A 19,091-nucleotide genomic window follows, 5' to 3' on the forward strand; every position below is an offset into this window, starting at 1 on the left:
ACTGCTGCCATGGAATTGGCGCTCTGCCATCCGGAACGTTGATCAAGCCGCCTGAGCCGAAAATGACCCGCGCGCGGTCTTCACCGGATGCTTACCTTGAATCTCCTGTAGGCACGTTTGAGACCGTAGTACCGGTCTTCTCATCAATATTGACCGTTCTAACGATCTCTAGCGCGTCGGGCGGTACCATGAACGGGGAATGCGTGGTGTAGATGATTTGGTTGAGTCCTCGCGGAAGTGTTTGAGCAAATGTTCTTGTGATTTGGCGTGTAGATAAAGCCCAGGCTCATCCAGGAGAAGAATGGCACCGTCTGCATTCCCACCTTGGGTATCTGCTGAGAACGTAATGTAAAAGGCAAAGAACCACCTAAATCCTCGGCTGCGTTCGTCTAGGTTGACCTCGACGGGATACTGAGCGTTCGGGTCGGAAACCAGAACGGTGACGTTGGGGCCGTCGACGTCAACCCGAACCATCAACTGACGATCTTTCCAGAGACGACGAATTTCGCCGGTCACAAGAGAGCTGGCGCGATTGAGAATTTGTCCCCTTAATTCATGGTCGTTGCGTTTTTCGTACAATTCTTGAGGCTTAAACCCAGCAACCCTAGCCAGCTTTTCGAAATTGTCCTCACGTTCCTTAGTCGCGGGGTTTTGTCCGCGGCGCTCAACGAAAGATGAAAGTTCTTGATGCCCGTACAGTTCAGGGAAGTCCGCTATGTAAACAAATTCCGGAAGCCATTCGAGGACTCGCTTATGCGCCTCTAACTTATTGGCATCGTAGCTAGCTATCTTGATCGCATGATCTTCAAGTTCGGTGAGGAGTTCGTCCTGTTTGTCGTCGAGCATGATGCCCGCGGCGCCCAGGTGTTGTCTCACAGCAGCGGCAGCGGGCGTCACCGCTGCGGCCCAGGCTTTTGAGTCCGTATTTGCGTTAGCTTTTTCAAGGGCGGCCCAGGCACTATCGACCTGGCCCTTCTTCTCACCCTCCAACGCAGTCCACCGCGGCTCAAGGACTGGCTTTAGCCGCTTAAGCACGTTTGTCGTTTTTTTTGCATCCAGTTCAGGCGGTTTTGTTTGGAACTCGGTCCAGACACTTTCAGCGGCGTACCCGCGGCCGATCGCCACCTTCTTGATGGCACCTACCAGCGGTGCAAGTTCTTCCGCTTCTTCGGGCGTCAAAACCCACCAGGTCCAAACAACAACGGTGTTGCCTTTGCATTCCTCCAGTCTGCGGCTGCGGGGGAAGTCTTTGACAGGGTTTAGGGGCTGCCTTTTCCCGGGCGGGTTTAAGGAGGCCAGTGCTAAGAGCAAGTTTGACTTCCCGCTTTCGTTGCGCCCGACCAGCGAGGTAAGGTCATTGACGTTGATCCAGCCGCTATCCTCAACGGAGCGGAAGTTTTTGATCTGAAAGCTCGTTAGTTTCATAGCATCGTCTTCTTTTTTTGCTCAAAACATTGTTTGAGAAATTGGTGCGTACCGCCGGTAAGGCTGCATCTATCCCGCAACCCGAACGTCTCCGTACTCTTCTTTGTTCGGCCGCTCGCCGTCAAAGTCTGTGTGAGCGAGTAGGGCTCCGATCCCGAAAAGCACCATCCCGCCAATCCAGATCAGGCTAGAGGCCGCCAACAAAGCAGACGTTCCCACGCCGATTGATCCAGTTAGGCCCAAGAGCGTCCCAGTGTTGAACAACAACCCGACAATGCCCCACAGCCAGAAGAGCAGTGTCAGAAGCCCGCGGCCGATGCGCTGATGACTTCTCAGCCGAAACGTTCGCTCCCATTGCTCCTTGCGCAAAAATAGTCCCATAGCGCTTAGATACTACTTCTTTGTGCCGTAGGGACTCTGGTTGGTTGGCGCTAACGAAATCTCTTCTTCGGAAGCTTTGTTGTAGATCGCGTTTTCGGTCCGCCCTAACTTCAGGCCGATCACTCGCGTCGGCGTGTTGCCTTTCACGAGCTGTCTGAGTTGGCTCACTTCGCCTGGGGTCCATGGTTTGCCGCTGTTACGGGTCGACTTCGCCATATTGCATTGCTCCTATTGATGGGTGCCGTAGCGATTGCCGGTTTTGGAGTTCACGTACGTGCCGCCACGATGAGATGAGCCGGAGATGCTCCCAACGAAGCTCCCCCCGTGGCTAGAAGTGTGATGTCCGCCGCCGTAACTGACGCGGCCTCCGTGTGATCCGCCGCGTGCACTCGCATCCTGGGTCAGAGCTAGAACCACCAGCAATCCCACGGTGGCTTTGATCGTATTCTTCACTGTTGCCCCCGCAAATTTGTGAAATTCTGGTTCCGCAAAAAGTTTGAGTGCGACGGGCACTCGCGGAGCGCCAGCAGGTTATCGTTATAGTAGCCATCGGCATGCGTTCGAACGTATTTGCCATTGGGACCATCGACGACGCCGATGTCAGCCCGCTTGCCATCGACCATCGTGAAAAAGGTGTTTGAGCCCGACTCGATGGATTGAATCACCTGCAATCTAGGCCATTTCCAGTTAGACCCGCCAAGGTGAGTGATGCCCTCATGGGGATTATCTCTAGGCTGCTTGTTGATACACGTGACCTGAGCATCGGCCATGTCAGTTGATCCTCCATTCTAGGAAAGGATGTTTCCAGCGATGCGGTCAAACCCCTGGCGGCCCTTGCGCCACGTCGACGACATGTCGTTCCGTACCTACTGTGATGACTATGGTGTAGCTCTTCTGTGCGCCGGCCTGATCGGTTGGCGGCGCCACATGAAGTTGACCTCCGTACCATTCACCTGGCATTAGCGTGTTGTCTTTGATGACCGACTGCTCGAGTACGGCCATGTTGCGCTGCCCAGTTTCCACCGTTGCAGCAATCATGGTCTCGTTCTGCACTGCTGCGTTGTTTTGCGCGATTACTGCAGCGGTCGGGCTGTAGAAGGTGCCAGTGCGCCCGCTCGGAGTGGTGTAGCTCCCATGTCCCGCGTGCGATGCGCTGTAGGCATTGGCGCCTGCTGCCAAGCCTGTGAGGAGGGCGGCTGCGACCTGCCGATTTCGCTCCTCTTGGACCAACATCTCGTAGGTCACGACTTTCATTTCGAAGTCAGAGCCAGCGGCGTGCTGGACAGCCTCGACTTGCGCAACGCGGAAGTCGACCGGCTGCTTGCTTAGATTGTTGATGCCGACGATGAACACGGGTCTCCCATTCGCCTGGAGCTGGCGCGAAGCCGGTCTCACGAGAACGAGTGAGTTCTTTTGTCGAGACACCAGGGCAGGCTGCCCATCTCGCATAAGCGCCTGCTGCTGCGGATTTGACGCTCGAAAAGAAACGGTCTCGCCAGTAGATACGCAGCCGCCCAGCATGACGCAAAGCGCCACGACGCCAAATCTACGCATTTGAAAAGCCCCCCGGCCCAAAAACAACAGGGCGCACTGAACCTCAACCAGTGCGCGAGATCAATAGGTTGCGCGCGTAAAATGCGGCAACTAGGGAAAAATATGCAGGGCTTGTGGACGAACGCGCCGAAGCGCCGCTAATGGAGGACCGGCGCCGAGGGTGGTCAACGCTTCGCCAGCCTCACGCCCGGCCCGCCGTCAATCGCTTGGCCGTCGTTGAGGAAGATAACTCCCGCCGCCTCGAAGGCGGCGCGGATATCGGCAACCGTCCTGGGCAACAACTCCTCACCGCGCTCCAGTCTGGTGATCGTGTTGGTGGACACTCCAGCGGCCTCAGCGATCTCGCGAACTCCCAGATTAAGAGCGGGTTGCAATTCAGGGGCCCGCCAGTTCACGCTGCCAAGCCAGCGTGCTAAAGCAGCTCGCAAGGGACCGGTGCCCGCCGGTCTAATGTTCTTTTCAACTCCCGTCGGCTCGCAAGGTCGGCGGGTTTCTTTTCCGCGGTCGCCGCCAGCAGGCTGAATCTTCGAGGACTAGCCGAGCCGCTGGAAGTAAGGCAGCAACTTCTCAAAAATCTCTGCTCGGTGCCGGTCGATTTCCCTGGTTAGCGCATCACTGAAGCCGGGCGCTTGAGCGTGGATTGTTTCACGATCTGCAGAGACTTTCTTTGGCGTTCCATTGATGACCACCCATCCAATCAAGGCCTTCCCATCCCATTCGACTGTCTGTGTGGTGCGATCGATAGACATGCTCACCTCCACGAGTTGCTAGCGTGCATTAGCACCACGGCGCGCCAGGCGCTGTTGCGAAAGCTAGCCGTCTTCGCAGGGAATACCGAAGTTGTCACAAGCGACAGCGAATGAATCTTTTGCTTTCGGATCCTCGAAGCAGAAGCGAGTGCCGATTTCCGCGCGATCGATCCACCAATCGACGTTACTGCTTTTAGCAATGCGGGAGGCTTCGCCTCGTAAAAGATCCAGTTGTCTCCCGGCAGCACGAACGATCAGGCAATTTTTCTCTTTGGACATATTACCTTCTCCAATGGCACAGGACGCCGAAGTCATTGGTACTAAGAGCCGTGAACACGAAGGCCGCAGCAGGGGACTGCTGCTGCGGCCCGCGCGCTCAAACGCCGGGTGAAAAACGACTAGGTGAAATATTTAGCCAGCCCCGGTGCGTTGATCGTAACGCAGCATCCCCGGCTCGCAATGTGATCTATTTCACAATCGGCAGAAGGCCTAACCTGCATCAGGGCGCCGGCTCTGCTATCCCATGAGGGTCGGGAACATTCGGCAATCTGGGCGCATTCGTCTCCAGCTCCGGGCGATATCTCGGAGCGACGCGTAGAACTTCCGGCCTCAGGAAACATCCTCTGGGGCCGGCTTTTTGTGGGATGCTGTGGCGAGAGCTTGATTTAGCCGTCGCCTATCCCATTTGGCATATGAAAGGTGGCAGTCCGAAGGCGGTTTTACCTCATGGAAAGCGACCGGGATATTTTGGCAATTCAGCGGAAGCTGGCACACTGTCGCCAGCTCGCGAAAGACTTTCCTGACGGACCAACGGCGAAGCATATCCGCGAGTTGGAGGACGACCTGAGGGCCGAGCTAGTGGCCGAGTTGCGCACCACAACACCGCCACCGGTTGACCAACCGCCGGTAGGAACTCGACCAGCGCTCCAATGTTGGCGCCTCATGCCCAAAGAGATCGCGATAGCGCTCTGGTCACTGGCTGCCGCCTGCGTAGTCGCGTTTAGCGTGGCGGCTCTCGTTTCTCCTCACTAACTGCCCAAAAGAGACGACCCCGGCTGGATTGCCTGGGGGGTCAAGGCCGGGGCCGCTCCGCCAGCTCGAAGAAGAGAGCTAGCGAGACAGCAAGCCGGGCAGTGATGCTAGGTTCCTACGGCTGTCAGCAGATCCCGCCCGAGTGTTAGCAGCCGCACGTAGGTACCGCTCTCGTGCAGATCGAGCCAGCCGCGCTCGACCGCATACCAAATCAGGCGGCGGACTGAACAGGAGTCTTCTTTTCATTCATTCTAGCAGCGCGTAAAAGAGTCCGCCGACTGAGACGGCATTTTTGGCTACATTTCGTCATTGAGCTACTTAACTTTCTAATCGACTAACACTTACTTATTTCCAAAATCATAGGAGCGCGAATGTCCTCTCAAGAAGAAGACGATCGACGCAAATTTTTAGAATCCTGCGGCAGGTTCGCCGCCGTAACACCTCCGACCATTACAGCGTTGCTTTCGACCTCACTGTGCAGCAACGCCATTGCCTGCTCCGACGGCCGGGGTCGTGTATGCCTAATAAGTATCGCTGAGCGTGGAAGGTCGTAACGACGGGCGGCCTTAGACTGTCGCGCATGCTTGGCCTGAGTTGCCCGCGACTGTCATGCCAGTTCGGGACGATATGCACAGATCCTGCGGCGCCGCATGCCGAGCAGACCATGCGCAAGCCGACGCTCGACCACGGTTGATCCTGCGGGAGTGTCTCGAGCCGCACGTCAACTCTGCGATCGCAACGGCCGTTCAGGCACTGGATGCTGCAGGTCACATGCCCGTCAGCCACCCATTCCGCAGGGCTGCGGGGCGGATAGTGGCCGGCCCATTTCGTGTATCGGCGAGTGCGCATGCCGCCATCAAAGCGGCATCGTAAGCAGCGCGCAAAATATCGATTCCTAGTAGGTCCGGGCGGGCGCGAACTACCGCTTGTCGTAGGTGGGGAAAAGTCGCTCGAAACGTCCGCCGGTCAGGGCGGCAGGTGCTCGCCTGAGCGACAAGCCAAAATGACGCCGCCGGGCAAACAATACCTTGTCCCGGCGGCGATCGGTTTAGTCCAGCCCCGAGAGGGATCAACAAAATCCCGGATACTGATACTACGGACAGAAGCGCGCGAAGTTTCAGTGCACCTCTCCGTGCATTGGATTCGAGGGCCTGCCGGTTCACGCTGGCCGGCCTGCCATTGTGCAGCAGAATGCCAAGCCCGAAGGCCCTAGCGGAATTCAGTATCTATTCTCGTGGAACACGCGCCTAGTGGATCCATCACCGGCCCATCACGGCCTCTATCGGTGACTGAGAGCCCCGTGCTCCCGCCAAGATATGCGGAGCCATTTATGCCCATGCTCACCACATCCCTGACAGAACGCCTCACCCAAATGGCGAGCGCCGCTCGCAGCCGGGCAGAGGCAACACCTCCGGGGCCCAAGCGGGAAGCTTTGCTAAAAGCCGCGCGCATGAGTGAGAACGCCTTGCACATTCAGCAATGGCTAAGCTCCCCCGGCCTCCGCCCCCCAACGTAAGGCCCCACTCGATGAGCATGCCGTCTCATGTGGCGGCCTCATCGTAAGCGATGGTTCGGGCTGACGGACCTCTGTGCTAGCACCACCGGTGCCGATCGTGCGGAACGGTAGCGGCGTCGGTCGCAGGAGCAGCCCTTGGCCGTTCCTGCGACCTTCACTTTCGCGGCTCCGGCGCTCTAATCCGCAATTGAATCGGCGGCCGGGAGCATTGGGGGCTGGAGGGCGAGCCATGCCATGTTCGCTCCAAACTGACAAGGCGCCACCGGTAGTTGTACGGAGTCCATTTTCGGAACGGGGTGTTCTACTGTGAGAACACCGGCGCGATTTAAGTACCAAGCAATTTCATTTATCCGGGATGGCCGCAGTGGGGGCTGGAACCACGCTGCGGCCTTTCCCTGTTTGCGGCGGTCTCACAGAGCTGATTGTTTTCACGTGCATTGGGCAAGCGGCCGACTTAACCTGCGTTAAGGAGATCAGGCCCGCTCTCGCCGGGATTGTAGCCCTACCGATCTCCGGCTGGCCGTCATGTTCGACGATGCTGCTAAGTTCCGGCTAGAGTCTGAGGAATGCCGCAAGCAAGCGGGCATAACGCAAAACCCGTGCTCCAAGGCGCAGTGGCTTCTTTTCGCTGACGAGTGGCTAAAGCAGGCTGTTGCCGCTGAGGCTCTGGCGAAGCGCGAGGCGGCTGAACCTGTGGCCGCAAAGTAAGTCCGCCTCAGTGGTCGGCTTAGAGACGACCCCGGCTTCAGGGGGGCTTATGAGGGTGGCCGGGGCCGCTCCGCCAGCTCAGGAGAGGAGCTAGCAAAAGCTGCAAGCCGGTCAACGATGATAGGTTCCTCCCGGAGCGCCAGCCGGGGCCGGTAACGAACTGTTACAATCCGACTGGAATGTCGGGCTTGTGCCGCATTTGGTCCGGAGCGACCGTGTATAGTTCAATGAGTGCGTCGGATTCGGCCGGCGAAGTAAGCAGAGCAATATTTCTCAGGGGCACGCTCTTGCCCATTCCCGCCAATGACAACCACCTCTTGCTCACACCCGAGCAGGCGGCCTCTCGGCTTAACATCACCGAAGATCATCTCCGCGACCTCGTTAGCGAAGGCGCCATCGGATACATCAACGTCGGTCTCGGCAAAAAGCGGCCACGCCGCCGATTCACCGAGACGGATCTGAACGAGTTCATTGAGCGGCGGCGCGAGAGGGAAACGCCATGTCAGTCTACAAAGACCCACGGTCGCCTTACTACTCGTATGACTTCTGGCATGCCGGCAATAGGTTTCACGGCTCGACGAAATGCACGACTAAACCGGACGCGAGAAAATTCGAAGCTGCAGAGCTAGAGAAAGCCAAGGCGCTGGTGAAAGCGACGCGGCGCGCCAAGGCGTCGCTCGCAATCGATGATGTTGTTGACCGTCTCTGGATCGACAGCGCTCAATACGATGCGGAACCGAATGCCACCGAAACCAACCTTGCACGGCTGGTCGAGTACTTTGGCAAGGAGAAGCCGCTAACAGAGATCGACCACAAGGCAGCCAAGGAACTGGTGGCGTGGCGGCGAGGGCATCGGGTCTCGCGCCGCGGCAAGCGTACTAAGGAAGCGGAGCGCGCCCTGCCGCTGGTCTCAAACGCTACGGTCAACCGATCGGCGACCAAGGTGCTGCAGCGGCTGTTCACCTTCGCCAAGGCCGAGAAGGTGGTATTCGAGAATGAGCCCGAGTGGGACAAGCTTTTGCTGGCAGAGCCGGTGGAGCGTGTCCGCGAACTGAAGATCGAGGAAGCCGACGCCCTGGATGACGCGATGCGCGCCGACTATGGCCCGTTCTTTGATTTCGTTCGCGCTAGCGGCATGCGGCTGAGGGAATGCGTGACACTACGCTGGTCCGAGGTGGATTTCGGCACCAAGCAGATTGTTCGGCTCGGCAAGGGCGGGCGCCGCGTGGTGTTTCCGATCACGGCAGCGGTTCGCGAGATTCTGTTTCCGCTGCGGGGGCAGCACCCGGAGTTTTGCTTCACCTACGTGGCGGTCTACGGCAACAAGCGACTTGGCCGGGTGAGGGGTCAGCGCTACCCGCTAACCTACACTGGCGCTAAAACGGCCTGGCAGCGGCTGCGGGCCGGCTCTGGCCTGAAGGACTTTCGTTTCCACGACTTCAGGCACGACTTCGGAACCAAGCTTCTTCGCGACAGCGGTAACCTCAAGCTGGTGCAAAAGGCGCTCAATCACCGGGACATTAAGAGCACCCTGAGATACGCGCATGTGCTGGATGAGGACGTTGCCCTAGCGGTCGAGCGGCTCGCAGAGTCCCGGAAAAAGTCCCGGAGTAAGCTCCGGGAGGTGGGTTAAGCGCCTGATTTAACAAGGGAATGGAGAATCCGCATTCCACATTCCAGATGTCGTTTGCAGCAACGCTCGGGCTGGTGGCGCTGGTGCAGATCGGCATGCCGAATTTGTTTGCCTCGCCGGACCATTCGGCGACTGCACGCATTGCGATGTGGGGCGGCCGCGAGATCGCGATGCTGTTCATGGCTTCGCTGATTGCGGGACTTGCGACCACACCCTACGCCGCTTTCCACTTCCACCGTGTCACGCCGTTCGGCGTGCTCGCCAATCTCGGCGCGATGCCGGTGGTCTCGGCGCTGGTGATGCCGGCGGGGCTGTTGGGGCTGCTTGCTGCACCGTTCGGGCTGGACAGCGTGTTCTGGTGGCTGATGGGGATCGGCATCGACTGGATGGTCGCGGTCTCGCGCTGGGTCGCAGCATTGCCGGGTGCCGTCGGCCGCATCGCGGCGTTCGGGATCGGGCCGCTGATCGCGGCGAGCCTGGGAATCATCGTGCTGGGCTTGTTGCGGACGCCGCTGCGCTGGTCCGGCGCCCTGGTGCTGCTGGCAGCGATCCTCTGGGGACTGTCGGCGCGGCAGCCCGACATCCTGATCGCCGGGGATGGCGCGAGCGTCGCGGTGCGGGGCAAGGACGGATATCTGCACCTGATCAGGACCAGCAAGGACAGCTTTCTGCTCAAGGAATGGCTCGCTGCCGACGCCGATCCGCGCGATGCCGGCAGAGCCTCGCTGGCTGATGGCGTGTCCTGTGACGAATCCGGCTGCGTGACGCCACTGATCGACGGGAGGCTGGTCGCGCTGGCACTGCGGGTCGACGCTCTCGCCGACGATTGCAGTCGGGCCGCGCTGGTGGTGACGACGCGTCCCGCGCCGCCCGATTGCGCGGCGATGGTGGTCGATCGGCAGCGGCTCGCCAGCCAGAGCGCACTGGCGCTGACGCAGCGTGGTGACGGATTTGTGGTTCAGGCGGTGAGGGCGAGAGGCACGAGCCGCCCCTGGTTGCCGGCCGGCGCCGGCGAGGGTGATTTCGACGGCAGCCTTGCGCCGAAGGCGACCGCGCCCCGCATCAAGGACGCAACGCCGGCGGAGACCGACTTGCAGGCCGACGATTGATCTGATGGTGCGGAGCAACGCAGCGGGTCGGTGCGTCCGCTCGGATTCGCTGGCGCAAACCACACCATCTCGCCGGCCACGGCGCCGGCGATGGCAATTCAATCCTGACCTCCGACCTCGTAGCCGGAGGGCGGCTGTTTCAGCCGATCGGCAGGTGCGTGACGGTCGGCTGCCTGTCGGCGATGATCTGCGCCTTGTGCTCGCGCTCGATGACCGACTGGGTCACAGGCAGTTGCAGCACGGTCGCGCGCTGGCCTTCGACGAGCTGCGTCACCAGCACAAATTTGCCGTCGGGGAATTCGATCGCGTCATGATGGCGGTCGGGAACGTGCGGATCGATCTTGCCGAACTTGCCCACGCGGGAATTGATGGTCCGCGTCCAGATCCAGCGATTGTCGTAGCGGACGTCGTCTGCGAAGGCGAGCTCCGTTCCCGGCAGCAGGCAGACGGCAACAGACGGATCGGCTGCGGAGGCGAAGCCGCGCGTCGAGGTGCCGCGGAAATTTGTCGAGACGATCGTCTCGCCGACTTCGGCGGGGCGCGACGCGACGGCATGCAGGCTGTAGTCACACATCGGGTGCTCCTCATGCTGGGATAGCAACCCGCGTCTCTTATCGAGGCGCAGGCCTCTATCAGAGTTGAAGCACGAAAGCTCTGCTCGGTTGTGGGCAAATCTGCGGCTGGTTTCCGCAAGCCGCGATCACATTATCTTTCCCGAATTCAATAGGAACAAAGCGAGTTGCGATGCATTCGGGAGGCGCATGCGCGAATCTTGCCGGCTGGTGCAACGACCTCGATCGCTGGTCGCTGTTTCCTCGCACACCCGAGCCGCGAAGCGGTGCTGTTTCGGTGCTGCTTCGTGGGCGTCGCGAGGAGCCAGCGCCGGAGGAGGGGCCGGATAGTCTGTGCAGAACCAGAAAGACTATCCAGCCGGAGCGGACGATGATCCGCTCCAATCTCTGACCGGCGATGCCGATCGGAAGCGCGCGAGGCGCCAACTTCTCCAGGTATCAAGTACGTCCGGTATCAGTACTTCCGGTAAAGCCCGATCAGCTTGCCCTGAATCTTCACCCGATTGGGCGGCAGGATGCGGACCTCATATGCAGCGTTGGCGGGCTCGAGCGCGATCGAGGCGCCGCGACGGCGGAAGCGCTTCAGCGTCGCTTCCTCGTCGTCGATCAGCGCCACCACGATGTCGCCGGTATCGGCGCTCTCGTTGCGCTGAATCAGCGCCATGTCGCCGTCAAGGATGCCGGCATCAACCATGGAATCACCGCGCACTTCCAGCGCGTAATGTTCGCCCGAGCCGAGCATGTCGGGCGGTACGCTGATGGTGTGGCTGCGTGTCTGCAACGCCTCGATCGGCGTGCCGGCCGCGATGCGGCCCATCACCGGTACCGCCACGGGGCGTTCGCCCTCGTCCGCGGGCAGGCTGGAGCCCGCACGCACCTTGCCGAGATTGCCCTCGATGACGCTCGGGGTGAAGCCGCGGCGGCTGCCGGCGGCTGCCTGGAGCTCCGGCAGCTTGATGACTTCAATCGCACGGGCGCGGTTGGGCAGGCGTCGGATGAAGCCACGCTCCTCGAGCGCCGTGATCAGGCGATGGATGCCCGACTTCGAGCGCAGATCGAGCGCATCCTTCATCTCGTCGAAGGAGGGCGGCACGCCGCTTTCCTTCAGACGTTCACTGATGAACCGCAGAAGCTCGTATTGTTTGCGCGTTAACATCTCGACCAAAGTCCCCCGGTTGATGTCGTCCGATTCCGAGACGCAGAATTCGGCAATAAGCCGCTACATGCTCGAAACAAATCATGAACGGACACTATATGTTCGATACATGTTCCGCAACTGCTTAATTTACCGTGAACAGAGCAAACTCCGCGGAACGCGCGTTGCGGGGGTGCTCAGACGGGGAGCCGCAACACTTCGCAAGCTGTGCCGGCTTCGGCCTTCGGCGCGAATGGTGCGCGCACGAGAAGTACCTGTGCTGCAGCGAGATTCGCAAGCAGCGAAGAGTCCTGATGGTTGACGGGAAGAACGACGCGTGTGCCATCGTCACGCTCCTCCAGATGCGCGCGCAGATAGTCCTCGCGCTGGTCGTTGGCGCCGACGCCGCGGCCGAGCACGGCGCGTTCGCGGCGATGGTGAATCACTGAACGGCCCGACAGGGCGCGAATCAGCGGCACCATGAACAGGAAAGCGCACACGTAGGACGATACGGGATTGCCCGGCAGGCCGATCACACCCATTGCGCCGAGGCGCCCATGCATCATCGGCTTGCCTGGCCGCATCGCGATCTTCCAGAACGCCATCGCGATGCCTTCGTCCCTCAGTGCCTGCTGGACCAGATCGTGGTCGCCGACTGATGCGCCGCCGGTCGTGATCAGGATGTCGGCGCCGCTCTCACGGGCGCGGCGGATGCCCGCGGTGGTCGCCTCCAGCGTGTCGGCGGCAATACCGAGGTCGATGGTCTCGGCGCCCTCGCTGCGGGCGAGCGCGTGCAGGGCGTAACCGTTGGAATAGACGATCTGGCCGTGGCCGGGCGTGGTGCCCGGCATCACCAGCTCGTCGCCGGTGGCGAGAATCGCGACCTTCGGACGCCTGAAAACGGCAAGGTGCGGATAATTCATTCCGGCGGCGAGCGCGAGGTCGCGCTCGGTGAGACGACTTCCCTTGCGCAGGAGCACGTCGCCCTCGCGGAAATCGACGCCGGCGGGGCGGATGTGCCGTCCGGCGATCGCGGCTTCCTTGATCGTGATCCGCTGGCCGGCGGCGACCGTGTCCTCCTGGATCACGACGGCGTCCGCGCCACCGGGAACGACCGCGCCGGTGAAGATCCGTACGGCCTCGCCGGCGCCGATCGTCCCGGCGAACGGTCGGCCCGCCGCGACTTCGCCGATGACGGTCAGCTCCGAATCGATCGTCGCGGCATCGGCCGCGCGCACCGCGTAGCCGTCCATCGCCGACATCGCCTGCGGCGGCTGCGTGCGCCGCGCCGCGACGTCACGCGCGAGCACGCGATGGTAGGCCTCGTCGAGGGAGATCATTTCTTCCGGCAGCGGCTCTGCACCCGCCAGCACCGCGGCAAGCGCGTCGGAAACCGGCATCAAGGCCACGGCGAAAACTCCTGCTCGGCACGTTCGGGCGAATGTTCCGCACGTCTTCTAGCCGAGCGCGGGCGCAGAGGCAAAAACGGCTGAGCGGGCACAGTCATCCCGCCGCTTCACATTGTTCCGGAAGGCAGGATCAAGCGCGTCGCGGCATGATCCGAAGAACCTGACAAATCGGCAGGAGAGTGGTCATGGAAGCGACGAAAATCACGGCAAGGAAAATCACGGCAAGGCGAGAACGACGAGCGCCCTGGCCTGCATCGATCAGCTCCCTGCCTGCCCGGGAGTTACGTCGGGCGCCTTGGCTCCCTGGTCTTTGTCGGGCAGCGGATCGGCCTGGGATTTCAGGTCGGCGGCCTTGCTCACAAGCTTGGCGGAAAGGTCCGAATCTGAAGTTGTCCTGGCGAATTCAAGAAGAAGAGAGGCCTGCTTGGTGAGGTAGGTTTTGCCCAGCACGATGATGCATCCGTCCGTAGAAGTCCCAACGGACTCTAAGAGTCCGGAAGGCGGTATTCCGTTCCCGGAACTCTGTACAAAAATGCACAAAGTGATCGGGTTCCTCAATTTCTCAAAATTGGTCCCGTGGGGCGGTGCCGCCGTGGGTTTCGCGACACCGACTCCTCGTCAAATGCCCAATGCCTTCAATGCGTTCCCGACGTCACGCGGCGAGGTCACATGCACCGCCGTCAAGCCGCGCGCCCGCGCTCCCTCGATGTTTTCAGCAAGATCATCGAAGAACACGATGCGCCCGGCGGGCACGCCGATCGCCGCAACGACGTGGTCGAAGGCCTCCGCATCCGGTTTGCGCAAGCCGATGCTGGACGACAAATACAGCTCGCGGAAATGGCCGAGAAGGTCGGCATATTCCCTCGAGAAATGGTCCACGTGCGGCCGGTTGGTGTTGGAGAAAGCGTAGAGCGGCATCTGCTTCGCTGCCCGCGGTAGCAGCTCGGCGATGTCAGGCATTTCGCCGGCGAAGATCGCGTTCCAGCCTTCCAGGAACTGCGCGTCCGAAATGCCGATTCCGAGCGAGGCTCGCAATGAGGCGAAATAATCCTCATCGCTGATCTTCCCCATCTCGTGCAACCGATAGGCTTCGCTGTCCCGCACATAGCGCGCGACGATGGCTTCGGGCTTGCAGCCGGCATGTCCCGCCCAGCAGGCGATTGCCTTGGAGAAATCGATATCGAGCACCACGCGGCCGAGATCGAACAGGAGCGCATCCGCGCTGCCGGGAGAGAGCGATGTCACCTGCATCCTTTCACTCAGTATCGATATGGCTCGTGGTCGAACAGCGGAAACGCGCTGAACACACTCGGCGCGTTGGTTGCGGTCGCCTGGTGCAGGCAGGATTTGTCGAGCTCGGCGAACGACGTCGCACCCAAGAGGCCGAGGCAGCGCAGCACTTCGTCCTCGAGCAGCTCCAGCATGCGCGCCACGCCGGATTCGCCGGCCGCCGCCAGCGCCCAGCATTGTAGCCGGCCGATGCCGACGAGGTCGGCACCCGCCGCGATCGCCTTGACGATGTCGGTGCCGCGACAGACGCCGCCATCGACCATGATTTTGGCGCGGCCGTTCACGGCATCGACGATCTCGGGCAGCACATGCATGGCGCCGCGACCGTGATCGAGCTGACGGCCGCCATGGTTGGAGACGTAGATCCATTCGACGCCGTGATCGATCGCGATCAGCGCGTCCTCTGGCGTCGCGATGCCCTTGAGGATCAGCGGGATCTTGAACTTGTCCTTGATCATCTTCACCGTCCGCCACTCCAGACCCTTCTGGTAATCGCCGCCGGTGGCGCGCAGGCGGCTCTCGCGAACGTAGCGCTTGGCGATGTCACGTTCGCGACGGCTGTAGTGAGCGGTGTCGACGGTCAGGCAGAAGGCGGCGTAGGCGTTCTTCTCGGCCCGGCTGACGACGTCGGCAACGAAGGCGTCGTCGCCGCGCACATAGAGCTGGTAGAGGCGCAGCGCGTCGGGCGCAGCTTCGGCGGTCTTCTCGAGGCCGGGCTCGGACACGGAACTGAGCATGTGCGCCGCACCGAAAGTGCCGCAGGCGCGTGCCACGCTCGCCGCACCATCCGGATCGAAGATCTCAAGCGCGCCGACGGGGGCGAGTACCACCGGCAGGCGCATCTTGCGGCCGAACTGCTCGACCGAGCCGGTGACCTTGCGGACATCGCGCAGCACGCGCGGGCGAAAGGCGATCTCGTCCAGTGCCATGCGGTTGCGACGCATCGTGGTCTCGGTCTCGGCCGCGCCGACGATATAATCCCAAGCATTCTGGTTGAGGTTGGCGCGGGCTTTCCGGACGAATTCATGCAGATTCTGGAACGGCTCGGTGCTGGCGCCGAGCTCGACGTTCCTTTCCGGTTGGATGCGGGGTGCTTCGTTCATTGTTATCCTCCCGAGAATTTGAAGCCTTCCGTCATCGCCTAACCCGTCCGGGGCGCCAAAACCATCCTAAAATGGCATGGCAGCGAGGCGTGGGCCGGCCGGCCGACCCCCGCTGCGCACCAACCGGGTCCTGCAACGTTGCCGAAAGTTTAGGTCCGGACGAAGGGATTTTTACGGTGTACCCGCCGGCGTGGCATCCCGGCCTTGAAGAAACCAGAATGGTATTGTGAGAAGCAGGCTGGATCGCCATTTGCATGGCGGCTCCCCAGCCCCACCGAACCGCGAAGCAAAAAGGCCAGCCTATCCATGCGGAAAACCCTGCTGTTTCCACTGGGCGCGCTCACCGGAGCGTGTCTGACCCTTCTGGTAGCCAGTCCGCACGGCGGCGTATGGGCGGCACGGGCGGCAGCGAGCGCGGATGACGCCTATTCCAAGCTCAATTTGTTCGGCGAAGTGTTCGAGCGGGTGAAGGCGAGCTACGTCGAGAAGCCTGACAATGCCAAGCTGATCGAAGGCGCGATCACCGGCATGGTGACCTCGCTCGATCCGCACTCGCGCTACATGAACGACAAGGCCTGGACCGAGATGCAGGAGACCACCTCCGGCGAGTTCGGCGGGCTCGGCATCGAGGTCACGATGGAGGACGGTCTCGTCAAGGTCGTCTCGCCGATCGACGACACGCCGGCCTCCAAGGCCGGCATCATGTCGGGCGACCTCATCAGCAAGATCGACGGTGATGCCGTGCAGGGCATGACGCTCGAGCAGGCCGTCAACAAGATGAAGGGGCCGGTCGAGACCCAGACCAAGCTCACGATCGTGCGCAAGGGCGCCGACGCCCCGCTCGACGTCGCGATCAAGCGCGAGATCATCCATGTGCGCCCGGTGCGCTTCCACGTCGAGAACGGCGACATCGGTTATATCCGCGTCACCTCGTTCAACGAGCAGACCACCGATGGCCTGAAGAAGGCGATCGCATCGATCTCCAAGGACGTTCCGCCGGAGAAGCTGGTGGGTTACGTGATGGACCTGCGCAACAATCCGGGCGGACTGCTCGATCAGGCTGTGTCGGTGTCGAGCGCGTTCCTGCAGCGTGGCGAGGTCGTCTCGACCCGCGGCCGCAATCCGGAAGAGACCCAGCGCTTCACGGCGCATGGAGGCGACCTCACCAAGGGCAAGCCGCTGGTGGTTCTCGTCAATGGCGGCTCGGCCTCGGCCTCGGAGATCGTGGCCGGCGCGCTGCATGACCACAAGCGCGCCACGCTGATCGGCACGCGCTCGTTCGGCAAGGGCTCGGTGCAGACCATCATTCCGCTCGGCACCGGCAACGGCGCGCTGGCGCTGACCACGGCGCGCTACTACACGCCCTCGGGCCGCTCGATCCAGGCCCAGGGCATCGCGCCCGACATCGAGATCCTCCAGGACGTGCCGGCCGAGCTGAAGGGCCGGATGGACACCATGGCGGAGTCCCAGATGCGCGGTCATCTCCAGGCAGCCGACGGCACCGAGCAGACCGGGTCGCAGTCCTATGTCCCGCCGGAAGCGAAAGACGACAAGGCCCTGCATACGGCCTACGACTTCCTGCACGGCCAAACCGCGAATGCGGTGGCCGCCAAGCCGGCGCCGAAGGCTGCGGTGCCGAACTAGGCCCTCGCCAGTTCCAGAGATCGATCGCCCGGGCGTGGTTGACCGCTCCCGGGCGATTTCGTTTTGGACGCCGTCTCAGCTGGGATTCATGGCCGCAAGGGTGGCCTCGTAGCAGCCATCGCGCTCGGCCCAGCGCAGGGCGCGGTCGCGCTCGAGCAGCACTTCGTCGCGGGGATGGACCCGCAGCTCCAGCGGCTGCGTTAACAAGGTCGGCCGCGTGCTGAGAATCTGCCAACGACGCGACTTCCAAGTTCAAATTGGTCGAGCGCTCGGTCTTAGCTGAGTGACAGCGACGCCGGAGATCGCGAGCAGCCCGCCGATCATCAACATTGGGGTCATGCGTTCGCCAAGAAACAACACGCTCGACATCAAGGCGAACACCGGAAGCAGCAAACCGAAGGGCGCGACGCGACCCATGGAGCAACGCCCGATCAGCCAGAACCACAGGCCAAATCCGACAATTCCCCCGATGAAAATCGTATAGGCGAGTGCCAGCCAACCACGTCCATCTGCAGTGACGAGGCTCGCGAGTTGTCCATGTTCAAGGAGCAGCGACATCAACATGACCTGCGGCACCGTGAACAGCGAGGACCATCCCATCAACATCAGGGGATCAAAAGGGCCGTAGCGTTTCGTCAGGACATTGGACACCGCGAATGCGAAGGCTGCCCCGACCACGAGCAGCAGTGGAAGCGCGTTTGCGGACGGGCCGGGCCCCGCTGCCAGCACGACCACGCCGACAAATGCAAGCACCACTCCAGCGGACGTGGTGAGAGACGGCCGCTCCGCGAGCAGCGGCCAGGCCAGCAGGACGGTGAAGGGCGTGGCGAGTTGAATTGCGACGGCCGACATGCTTCCGGAGCCGAGGCCGAGGCCAACATAGAAGAGCCCGAAGTTCAGTCCGCCAAGGAAAAACGAAATCGCTGCGATCGGGCCAAACTGTTGACGTGCGGGCCTTTTGACAAAGGGAACAAGCAGCAGCGCGATGGCCAGGAAGCGCAGCGCGAGGAAGAAGAGGGGTGGAAACTCCATAACGCCCACTTTGATGGCCACGAATTGATAACCCCAGAGCAAGGGGACAACCACCGCGCAGACGATCTGAAAGCCGGACATGGTATCGTTCTTTTCAAGACCGTTCGGTCTAGATATAGGCGTGCGAGCAGCGGAAACGTCCATGGTTGTCTACCTGATGAAGCGGTCGAGAAAAGCGTCAACGGTGGCTTGCGAAATGACCCGTGTCGGTGCCGTTTTACCGACCACCCGCAGGCCCTCGACGAAACAGACGAGAATTCGGGCGGCACTCGAAGGCTCGACACCATCGGCCAACTTGCCCGCTGCCTTCGCACGGGAAAGTGCACCAGCCACCCGAGCCTCCATAGCTTTGAAAAAGCTCCCGATGCGACGATCAATTTCGGCATCACGGCCAGCCAGTTCCATGGCTGTGGCTACCAACAGGCATCCGCGCCGACCATTGGCACCGCTGTTGCGGTCAACATAGCCGGCAAGGTAGGCCCTTAGGCCGTCGATCGGCTCCCTGCGGGGGTCGAGTTCGATATCCATCCGTGTCAAGGCAATGGCAATGTAGCGATCAAGCGCAAGCAGGAACAGCGAGTGCTTGTCGCCGAAAGCGGCGTAGAGGCTGCCCCGCGAGAGCTTCGTCGCACGAAGAAGGTCCGGTAGCGCCGTGGCGTGATAGCCGCGGGACCAGAACACATCCATCGCGCGTTCGACGGCGGATTCCATGTCGAAACTTCGGGGACGGCCACGGGGCAACTGCACAGGGGTTTGGCGGGGCATTGCCGATATATAGACCGAATGGTCTTTAATTTCT

At 61.2% G+C, this 19,091-nt stretch carries 18 protein-coding genes and 2 pseudogenes; 4 read left to right on the top strand and 16 right to left on the bottom strand.

The genetic code is table 11. The features are described 5' to 3' along the window. Positions 1 to 168 precede the first annotated feature (168 nt). From ABIB90_RS08460 to ABIB90_RS08490, 7 genes are all read right to left on the bottom strand, one after another. Positions 169 to 1,425 carry an AAA family ATPase gene (locus ABIB90_RS08460; RefSeq protein WP_354170718.1) on the bottom strand — a complete coding sequence of 419 codons (1,257 nt, stop codon included), beginning with the start codon at positions 1,423 to 1,425 and terminating at the stop codon, positions 169 to 171. A 393-nt stretch (positions 1,426 to 1,818) separates the two neighbouring features. Further along, positions 1,819 to 2,022 carry a hypothetical protein gene (locus ABIB90_RS08465; RefSeq protein WP_354170720.1) on the bottom strand — a complete coding sequence of 68 codons (204 nt, stop codon included), beginning with the start codon at positions 2,020 to 2,022 and terminating at the stop codon, positions 1,819 to 1,821. 233 nt (positions 2,023 to 2,255) lie between these two features. Further along, positions 2,256 to 2,576, bottom strand: coding sequence for a DUF3892 domain-containing protein (locus ABIB90_RS08470; protein ID WP_354170722.1), 321 nt, complete (start codon positions 2,574 to 2,576; stop codon positions 2,256 to 2,258). A gap of 46 nt (positions 2,577 to 2,622) precedes the next feature. Next, the gene (locus ABIB90_RS08475; RefSeq protein WP_354170724.1) at positions 2,623 to 3,159 is read right to left on the bottom strand and encodes a hypothetical protein; all 537 of its coding nucleotides are present in this window, start codon (positions 3,157 to 3,159) and stop codon (positions 2,623 to 2,625) included. Between the two features lie 365 nt (positions 3,160 to 3,524). Continuing rightward, positions 3,525 to 3,683 carry a hypothetical protein gene (locus tag ABIB90_RS08480; RefSeq protein WP_354170726.1) on the bottom strand — a complete coding sequence of 53 codons (159 nt, stop codon included), beginning with the start codon at positions 3,681 to 3,683 and terminating at the stop codon, positions 3,525 to 3,527. Between the two features lie 210 nt (positions 3,684 to 3,893). Next, positions 3,894 to 4,109 carry a hypothetical protein gene (locus tag ABIB90_RS08485; protein WP_007590575.1) on the bottom strand — a complete coding sequence of 72 codons (216 nt, stop codon included), beginning with the start codon at positions 4,107 to 4,109 and terminating at the stop codon, positions 3,894 to 3,896. A 63-nt stretch (positions 4,110 to 4,172) separates the two neighbouring features. Next, complete coding sequence (locus ABIB90_RS08490) at positions 4,173 to 4,388, bottom strand: hypothetical protein (RefSeq protein ID WP_354170728.1); 216 nt, start codon at positions 4,386 to 4,388, stop codon at positions 4,173 to 4,175. A 3,204-nt stretch (positions 4,389 to 7,592) separates the two neighbouring features. On the opposite strand from ABIB90_RS08490, the pseudogene ABIB90_RS08495 reads away from it, so the two are divergent. The 3 genes and pseudogenes from ABIB90_RS08495 to ABIB90_RS08505 all read left to right on the top strand — a co-directional run. Further along, positions 7,593 to 7,838, top strand: a pseudogene (locus tag ABIB90_RS08495) (helix-turn-helix domain-containing protein); the annotation flags it as partial. A 26-nt stretch (positions 7,839 to 7,864) separates the two neighbouring features. Beyond that, a complete protein-coding gene (locus ABIB90_RS08500; protein ID WP_354170730.1) occupies positions 7,865 to 8,998 on the top strand; it encodes a tyrosine-type recombinase/integrase in 1,134 nt (377 codons plus the stop codon). 32 nt (positions 8,999 to 9,030) lie between these two features. Continuing rightward, a pseudogene (locus ABIB90_RS08505) lies at positions 9,031 to 10,107 on the top strand (ComEC/Rec2 family competence protein); the annotation flags it as partial. 139 nt (positions 10,108 to 10,246) lie between these two features. On the opposite strand, the gene ABIB90_RS08510 reads toward ABIB90_RS08505, so the two are convergent. The 6 genes from ABIB90_RS08510 to ABIB90_RS08535 all read right to left on the bottom strand — a co-directional run bounded on the left by ABIB90_RS08510 (position 10,247) and on the right by ABIB90_RS08535 (position 15,616). Further along, positions 10,247 to 10,681, bottom strand: coding sequence for a hypothetical protein (locus ABIB90_RS08510; RefSeq protein WP_354170732.1), 435 nt, complete (start codon positions 10,679 to 10,681; stop codon positions 10,247 to 10,249). A 452-nt stretch (positions 10,682 to 11,133) separates the two neighbouring features. Beyond that, on the bottom strand, positions 11,134 to 11,835 hold the full coding sequence (gene lexA / locus ABIB90_RS08515) for a transcriptional repressor LexA (RefSeq protein ID WP_007590583.1): 702 nt from the start codon (positions 11,833 to 11,835) through the stop codon (positions 11,134 to 11,136). A 176-nt stretch (positions 11,836 to 12,011) separates the two neighbouring features. Beyond that, positions 12,012 to 13,223, bottom strand: a complete 1,212-nt coding sequence (locus ABIB90_RS08520) for a molybdopterin molybdotransferase MoeA (protein ID WP_354170735.1) — start codon at positions 13,221 to 13,223, stop codon at positions 12,012 to 12,014. A 258-nt stretch (positions 13,224 to 13,481) separates the two neighbouring features. Beyond that, positions 13,482 to 13,673 carry a hypothetical protein gene (locus tag ABIB90_RS08525; RefSeq protein ID WP_007590586.1) on the bottom strand — a complete coding sequence of 64 codons (192 nt, stop codon included), beginning with the start codon at positions 13,671 to 13,673 and terminating at the stop codon, positions 13,482 to 13,484. A gap of 168 nt (positions 13,674 to 13,841) precedes the next feature. Continuing rightward, on the bottom strand, positions 13,842 to 14,474 hold the full coding sequence (locus tag ABIB90_RS08530) for an HAD family hydrolase (protein WP_027567128.1): 633 nt from the start codon (positions 14,472 to 14,474) through the stop codon (positions 13,842 to 13,844). Positions 14,475 to 14,482: 8 nt separating this feature from the next. Continuing rightward, positions 14,483 to 15,616, bottom strand: a complete 1,134-nt coding sequence (locus tag ABIB90_RS08535; protein ID WP_354128689.1) for an alpha-hydroxy acid oxidase — start codon at positions 15,614 to 15,616, stop codon at positions 14,483 to 14,485. Positions 15,617 to 15,922: 306 nt separating this feature from the next. Between ABIB90_RS08535 and ABIB90_RS08540 the strand changes: the two genes are divergently transcribed. Continuing rightward, positions 15,923 to 17,260, top strand: a complete 1,338-nt coding sequence (locus ABIB90_RS08540; RefSeq protein ID WP_354170738.1) for a S41 family peptidase — start codon at positions 15,923 to 15,925, stop codon at positions 17,258 to 17,260. Positions 17,261 to 17,335: 75 nt separating this feature from the next. Here ABIB90_RS08540 and ABIB90_RS08545 read toward each other — a convergent pair whose 3' ends face one another. From ABIB90_RS08545 to ABIB90_RS08555, 3 genes are all read right to left on the bottom strand, one after another. Beyond that, a complete protein-coding gene (locus ABIB90_RS08545) occupies positions 17,336 to 17,467 on the bottom strand; it encodes a hypothetical protein (RefSeq protein ID WP_354170740.1) in 132 nt (43 codons plus the stop codon). A 45-nt stretch (positions 17,468 to 17,512) separates the two neighbouring features. Next, positions 17,513 to 18,373, bottom strand: a complete 861-nt coding sequence (locus tag ABIB90_RS08550; RefSeq protein ID WP_035992605.1) for a DMT family transporter — start codon at positions 18,371 to 18,373, stop codon at positions 17,513 to 17,515. A 69-nt stretch (positions 18,374 to 18,442) separates the two neighbouring features. Then, positions 18,443 to 19,003 (bottom strand): TetR/AcrR family transcriptional regulator, encoded by a 561-nt coding sequence (locus ABIB90_RS08555; protein WP_354170742.1) that lies wholly within the window; start codon positions 19,001 to 19,003, stop codon positions 18,443 to 18,445. Positions 19,004 to 19,091: the final 88 nt, after the last annotated feature.

It is taken from the genome of Bradyrhizobium sp. JR4.1, from assembly GCF_040548605.1.
In the GTDB taxonomy this organism is placed as follows: Bacteria; Pseudomonadota; Alphaproteobacteria; order Rhizobiales; family Xanthobacteraceae; genus Bradyrhizobium; species Bradyrhizobium canariense.

Coding starts and splice junctions, on each gene's coding strand:
- ABIB90_RS08460 (WP_354170718.1), bottom strand. CDS start 1,425: ATGAAACTAACGAGCTTTCAGATCAAAAACTTCCGCTCCGTTGAGGAT.
- ABIB90_RS08465 (WP_354170720.1), bottom strand. CDS start 2,022: ATGGCGAAGTCGACCCGTAACAGCGGCAAACCATGGACCCCAGGCGAA.
- ABIB90_RS08470 (WP_354170722.1), bottom strand. CDS start 2,576: ATGGCCGATGCTCAGGTCACGTGTATCAACAAGCAGCCTAGAGATAAT.
- ABIB90_RS08485 (WP_007590575.1), bottom strand. CDS start 4,109: ATGTCTATCGATCGCACCACACAGACAGTCGAATGGGATGGGAAGGCC.
- ABIB90_RS08490 (WP_354170728.1), bottom strand. CDS start 4,388: ATGTCCAAAGAGAAAAATTGCCTGATCGTTCGTGCTGCCGGGAGACAA.
- ABIB90_RS08500 (WP_354170730.1), top strand. CDS start 7,865: ATGTCAGTCTACAAAGACCCACGGTCGCCTTACTACTCGTATGACTTC.
- ABIB90_RS08510 (WP_354170732.1), bottom strand. CDS start 10,681: ATGTGTGACTACAGCCTGCATGCCGTCGCGTCGCGCCCCGCCGAAGTC.
- lexA (WP_007590583.1), bottom strand. CDS start 11,835: ATGTTAACGCGCAAACAATACGAGCTTCTGCGGTTCATCAGTGAACGT.
- ABIB90_RS08530 (WP_027567128.1), bottom strand. CDS start 14,474: ATGCAGGTGACATCGCTCTCTCCCGGCAGCGCGGATGCGCTCCTGTTC.
- ABIB90_RS08535 (WP_354128689.1), bottom strand. CDS start 15,616: ATGAACGAAGCACCCCGCATCCAACCGGAAAGGAACGTCGAGCTCGGC.
- ABIB90_RS08540 (WP_354170738.1), top strand. CDS start 15,923: ATGCGGAAAACCCTGCTGTTTCCACTGGGCGCGCTCACCGGAGCGTGT.
- ABIB90_RS08550 (WP_035992605.1), bottom strand. CDS start 18,373: ATGTCCGGCTTTCAGATCGTCTGCGCGGTGGTTGTCCCCTTGCTCTGG.
- ABIB90_RS08555 (WP_354170742.1), bottom strand. CDS start 19,003: ATGGAATCCGCCGTCGAACGCGCGATGGATGTGTTCTGGTCCCGCGGC.